The organism is Pseudomonadota bacterium (assembly GCA_026388255.1).
In the GTDB taxonomy this organism is placed as follows: Bacteria; Desulfobacterota; Syntrophorhabdia; order Syntrophorhabdales; family Syntrophorhabdaceae; genus JAPLKB01.
In genome coordinates this window covers 1-5,831 of sequence record JAPLKC010000114.1, presented here as the reverse complement: position 1 = coordinate 5,831, position 5,831 = coordinate 1, and the positions used below count along the sequence as shown (strand labels likewise).

General features: G+C 43.6%; 6 protein-coding genes. 1 reads left to right on the top strand and 5 read right to left on the bottom strand.

Annotation, left to right across the window (positions count from 1 at the left end; translation table 11 throughout):
* Window positions 1–231 precede the first annotated feature (231 nt).
* Complete coding sequence (locus NT178_16545; GenBank protein MCX5814131.1) at window positions 232–813, top strand: hypothetical protein; 582 nt, start codon at window positions 232–234, stop codon at window positions 811–813.
* A 179-nt stretch (window positions 814–992) separates the two neighbouring features.
* On the opposite strand, the gene NT178_16540 is transcribed toward NT178_16545, so the two are convergent.
* The 5 genes from NT178_16540 to NT178_16520 all read right to left on the bottom strand — a co-directional run bounded on the left by NT178_16540 (window position 993) and on the right by NT178_16520 (window position 5,145).
* A complete protein-coding gene (locus tag NT178_16540) occupies window positions 993–1,781 on the bottom strand; it encodes a PAS domain-containing protein (GenBank protein ID MCX5814130.1) in 789 nt (262 codons plus the stop codon).
* A gap of 39 nt (window positions 1,782–1,820) precedes the next feature.
* Window positions 1,821–3,248, bottom strand: a complete 1,428-nt coding sequence (locus NT178_16535) for an ATP-binding protein (GenBank protein ID MCX5814129.1) — start codon at window positions 3,246–3,248, stop codon at window positions 1,821–1,823.
* Entirely contained in the window at window positions 3,232–3,885 is a 654-nt protein-coding gene (locus tag NT178_16530) for a cobalamin-dependent protein (GenBank protein MCX5814128.1), read from the bottom strand. The genes NT178_16535 and NT178_16530 overlap by 17 nt, the downstream gene beginning before the upstream one ends.
* 267 nt (window positions 3,886–4,152) lie before the next feature.
* Window positions 4,153–4,344, bottom strand: a complete 192-nt coding sequence (locus NT178_16525; GenBank protein ID MCX5814127.1) for a hypothetical protein — start codon at window positions 4,342–4,344, stop codon at window positions 4,153–4,155.
* A 501-nt stretch (window positions 4,345–4,845) separates the two neighbouring features.
* Complete coding sequence (locus NT178_16520) at window positions 4,846–5,145, bottom strand: hypothetical protein (protein ID MCX5814126.1); 300 nt, start codon at window positions 5,143–5,145, stop codon at window positions 4,846–4,848.
* Window positions 5,146–5,831 lie beyond the last annotated feature (686 nt).

Genomic DNA, 5,831 nt, shown 5'->3' with positions numbered 1-5,831 from the left:
TGATCCCAATGCCATTGTCATTATATGTTCGTCAGAGACTAATCCGGAGTTACTTACAGAAGTGACGTCTCTTGGGGCATTTGTTGTTGTTAAAAAACCGCCAACCAGAGAATCCATTCAAGATGCTCTATCCAAAGCTCATGAAGTTATTCAGTAGCCACTCACAAGAAGAAACATTTTTGCCAACTTTGATGAACTCATAAAAACTAAATTCTTTCAAAGGAGGGTTTTATGGCACAATTCAAGGCTTTTTCACAATCTGTTGAAGTTAACGGAGAGACTGTGCTCTCAGTTTTAACCGGTATGGGCTTTTTGAAGCAGAAGGGTATTGATATTCTGGAAAAGCACGGTATTCATGACCCGGCACCAGGCCAATGGTACCTTCAGCAAAACTGGCTTGACGCTTTTAAAGATATTGCTGAAAGTGTCGGTAATTCAACGCTCAATGTTATCGGGAGCAAGATTCCTGAGAACGCTCAATTTCCCCCTGAAATAAACTCGTTAGAGAAGGCATTATCAGCAATTGATATAGCCTACCACATGAACCACCGGAGCAATGGTCGGGTAATGTTCGATCCCAATACCGGCCAAAAATCCGAAGGTATCGGCCATTATGGCTACGAGCAGGTTGGAGACCGGCGCGTCAAAATGGTCTGCGAAAATCCATATCCATGTGATTTCGATAGAGGGATAATCGAAGCAATGGTCAGGAGATTCCAGCCCTCCGGCTCAAGTCCGTCCGTGCGCCATGACGATGCCGCCCCCTGCCGGAAAAAAGGAGCCGCTTCCTGTACCTTTCTGGTTGAATGGTAAAAAGATAGTGAATTGTTGTTAGTGCCATGACATCTTTCAAAACTTAATACTCAATTCTTTATTGAATAAACTACCCCGCAGCAGAGCTGCGAGGAATCTATTGATTTCAATGTGTTCTGGACTCCCGTTTTCACGGGAGTGACGGTTTTTTGACTTTTTACGAGTGCATCAAATATGGTTCACTTCTTTTTATAATATTCCGGATACAATTGTTCGGCACATGCAGGACAAATACCATGAGTGAATGTTGCCTCTGAGTGATCTCGTATATAGACTTCTATTTGTTCCCAGTATCCTTTATCGTTGCGTATTTTCTTGCAGGAGGCGCATACAGGAAGCAATCCGCTCAACATTTTTACTTTGCTAAAAGCTTCCTGGAGTTCGAGGATAAGCTTCTCACGCTCCTCTTCCGCCTCCTTGAGCGCTGTGATGTCGCTTATCACAACCCGGCAGACCGGCATACCGTCAGATTCCTGCGCCGCTATCGCCTGCATCCGCACGCAGAATCGGGCGCCATCCCGTCGCACTATCCTCAATTCGCACACCTGCGGCGTACGTGTATCAAGAAGCCGTTTATAGTTCAGGTAGTATGTGTCCTGGTCTTCCTGGTGGATAAAGCGGGACAAAGGTAATTTGACCAGATCGCCTCTCGACACACCCAATAGAGTTGCTGCCATGAGAGTGGCCTCCAGGATCAGTCCCTGCTCGCTGAGGGTGCAATAGCCCACCGGGGCAAGGTCATAGAGGTCGAAATAGCGCACCCGCGTAGCGTCCAGTTCCGCCTGGGCCCGCCGCAGTTCCTCATTCTGCATCTCAAGCTCGATCTGATGCACCCGTAGTTCGTGGAGCGCCTGCCGCGTTTCTTCAGGCGTTAACTTTTTCAGTTTTTCAGGCGTCTCTGCGGCCTTTGTCCTGATTCTCTCTTCCGCCCGAAGGCGCAGGTTGTTCGTAGTGCTCTTTTCAGTCATGGCCTTGCCCTTTCTTGTGAAACCCCCGGCTCAGATACCTCATACGTTAAATTCCAGAACAAATGTTGTCCCATTCTGCCTTTCTATCCGGATGGTCCCTTCAAGCTGTTCTGCTAAGATATTGACAAGCTGCATCCCGAACCCGGTGGTAGTTGCCATATCAATCGGTTCAGGAATACCGATGCCGTTATCCTGTACAATGAGGGTTGCGTGATTATCCTTTATTGAAAGGGATACTCCTATAACCCGGTTGTCCCTGCCGATAAAGGCATATTTCATTGCGTTAGTAAGCAGCTCATTCAGAATCATACCGATAGGGGATAAGGTTTTTGCATCAAGGATAAAGTCATCAATATGTTTTTCAACTGCTACAGGTTCATGGTTGGGAAAATTGGCCACAATTTCATCAATCAGAGAGGTGAGGTATTCCTTCGCTGATAGCTCTCTGAAATCAGCAGACCGGTACAGCTTATCATACAAAACCATCATACTCCGGACACGGTTTTGCGAATCATCAAGGGCAGAGATGGCTGACGGGTCCTGTAGCAGATTTGCCTGGAGCGACAATAAACTCACGACCACATTCATGTTGTTCTTGATACGATGGTGCACCTCCCGGAGGAGGAGTTCCTTTTCTGTAAGAAGGGCCTTGATCTGGTCTTCGGCGAGTTTGCGGTCAGTAATGTCTTCCATAGTCAGGAGGATAATATATGAGCCGATATTTTCCTGGAAAACCTGACGGGTGTTGAGCAGAATAATCTTTCGACCGATATCTAGAAAATCATGCTCAACTTCATAGCCATTGAACATGGTATCATGTGGAAGAATCTCCTCAAAGGGTATCCGCAGTTTGGGGATGTCCCATTGCCGGTTACCAAGATCATAGATGAAATTCCCGATTGTTTCCTCGGGTGTTGTCTTGAATGTATCGTAAAAGCTGTGGTTGGCTGTGAGAATCTTAAGGTCGGAACTCAGCACCAAAAGCGGCTCGCGCATGTTTTCTAAAATGTTCTCGACATATTCCAGGGCATCCTGGAGTTTCTCTCCTGCCCGTTTCTGTTCAGCGCTCTTTTTCTGAAGCTCCCTGCCGAGATTGCTCAATTCATTATTGGCGTTAATGAGACCCTTCCGGAGAGTTTCAAGTTCGAGGCTATTGACCTCTCCAATGGCAAGGATTTCAGAACCGGCACGGAAGAAGCGAAAATAAAAGGTTTGGGGAAGACCTCCTGCTGTCCTGACATTCAGGAGATGCACGCGGCCCGGCTCTTCTATAAGGCCCGATAACTTTACGGTACCGGTAAAATCGACGATGATGTCGTTCAGTGTCTGTTGTTGAAGATCTTTACCCACAAGTTCCCGGGTATAACGGTTGGTATTCAGGATATGTCCTTCGCTATCGAGGAGAAAGACCATGAAGGATGCTTCTGTCTGTACATACTCCATGATTAATTCAGTCAGAGAGGCCATGGATTTCCCTTTCCAAATCCCTCAGCGAAGAGATATACGTAACTTCTTTATATTTCAATACCTGATCAGCCCCTCCCCAGCGAAAAGCCTGTCCTCCTACAAGGATGGGCAGATACCGAAAGGTATGGCGGATCATTTCTATCACTCTCAAAAGATTATCAAGATTGAAGTAAACAGCCAGAGAGAGACCAACGAGATCGGGCTTCTTGCTGTCGATGAGCTTCAGAAGTTCATCAGGCGGCACATTGGCGCCCAAAAAGTAACCATCCCAACCATGGAGTTCGAAGATATCAGCCACCATTTTGCCTCCAATCTGATGATACTCATTGGCCACACAGGCGATAACTGCCTTCCTGCCGATATGATCAGATGCAAAGATGCGGGGGTACACAAGGCTCAGAAGACTCTCTGTAATAGATGTGGCAAGGTGTTCCACGGCAACGGAGATCCTGTTCATCTCCCACATCTCGCCAATTTCATACATTGCCTTCTGAAATAACAGCATATACAGATCGTATATGTCTATGTCTCTGTCCAGCAAGCCTTGTACGATGTCCAAGCACTCTTTCCTGTTACCGGTTATGAGGGTGTTGAGGTAATCATGATACACGGTTTCCGGAATATCAACCTTTCCCACAACAACCTCGCGATATTATTTGTGAAAACGCATAAATCATCATCTAAAGCCAATTATACATGTTCAATTGTTATTATTGCATAATATTCTTGTTTGGGTAAGAGAAATTAACTACTTCAGGCAATTTATTGCCGCATGATAGCTGCTATGAAAGTTAATAAAAGGTTGTCTGTATAGACTTAAGAAAACTGTCAACACTCTCTCACATCAACATTCCTGACTCTCCCAGCCCCTCCAACAAAATTTCTCTCCCACTTTCTGCCGGTATCAATTACTTTCTATCACCTCATCCTGGGCAACATTGTCTTTTATAGTGAAATAACTGTTTTCAGGCATAGAGAGAAAAATCTTTTTCATATCAGGAATACCATTCGTCAGATATCGCTCATTATTATAAACTGGCACTATTTCACCGATGAAGAATTCATTTGATGCCAGATCAACATTAAAATTCTCCATTCCCATTTTCCCATATATAAAAAAGGAGAAAGGAGAATGGGGAGATTACTTGCATGTCTTTTCTGAGATAGAAAATTATCGGCACGATCTGCCACAGAAACAGAATTTTCAAATCACGCCGATTCAATTTTAAAAGACACTTCATTTTATTTACAGATTATATCTGCTGTTGTTGATATAAAAGGTGGAGACAATGTCACAATGAGATTAGGCGCTCCTGAAGACAGGATATTGTCCTGACGCCCCGGCAAAATAATCTCTACACCGGTACTAGGACTCGTGATCATTGCTCCACCTGTTGCATGATTTCATTTTATTCATAATTTGTCAAGTAAGTTTACTGGTATATCTGCAACATATCAATCCTTTAAGCACAAAAGTGGGGAATTACCGTCGCCCTATAGAAAGGATAACCAAAAGAGCATATTCTGAATCTTGCCGTTTACTATTACCATGGGTAATTACAGGAACATTGAATTTCCTGGTACATGCCTGATCCTTCTAAATGAGAAGGCTTGTGAAGGACCTTATTGAATTCACAGTTATTAAAATGGGTAATGAAATCATCATTAGGGGAATATTGTCAGGCAGATCCAGAAACTTTAACCAAATCCAATTTTCAGCAATGCACAGGAGGTCTTTTCTTAAGTTGATTTTTATCGGCACGATCTGCCACAGAAACAAAAAATACCAAATCGCCTCAAAGTCAACTTGAAATAAATATACTCTCTCATCCACAGGTAAATACATCTGCACCACCTCCATACTCAACTCCAGTTTTCTGCCGCTATCCATCTCCATAAACATACTCTGCTAACATAATAGGGGGGGTAGCAAACATTCCATACCCCCTGGTTTGCAAACCGGGAAATATAGGAAAACTGGGAAATATTATAATAATGGGATTCTTTATTACTGGCAGAAACGATCTGATTTTCAAGACTCCCAGGAGCCTTGATCAGAAATTGCTTCTGGAAATGACAGTTCTTGACGCTCACAAGAAACAGAATTCTTACAATCCAGATTTAAATGTCTTGTATCCCCTGCAATATATTCATATAAAGTAAGGATACCCATAGGAAACAGAAAATCAGTTTCATGATCGGATACGTGCATGGAATTATGGACAGATCAGGGGTAATAGATTAGAAGTTGATTTTTTATAAAAAAACCCCTTATGTCTGCTGAGTTGCTGGCAAAAGTCAGGGAGGCTCTTGGCAGTTGACATGATGTTGGTTTTTATGTTGAACCAGCACTTACGCATGAAAAAAATATATGTTCACAAAAAATGTATGAGGTAAAATGAACTTTTTACAATATCGTGCAGCATAATTAGAAAGGAACGGGGATGAATAAAATTCTTATTGTAGACGATGACAAAAACATCAGGCTCACGCTTAGCGATTTTCTTAATAATAACGGGTTTTTCCCGATTGAGGCAGAGAATGGCGAAGCGGCGCTGGAGGTTTTCAGGAAAGAAAAACCTG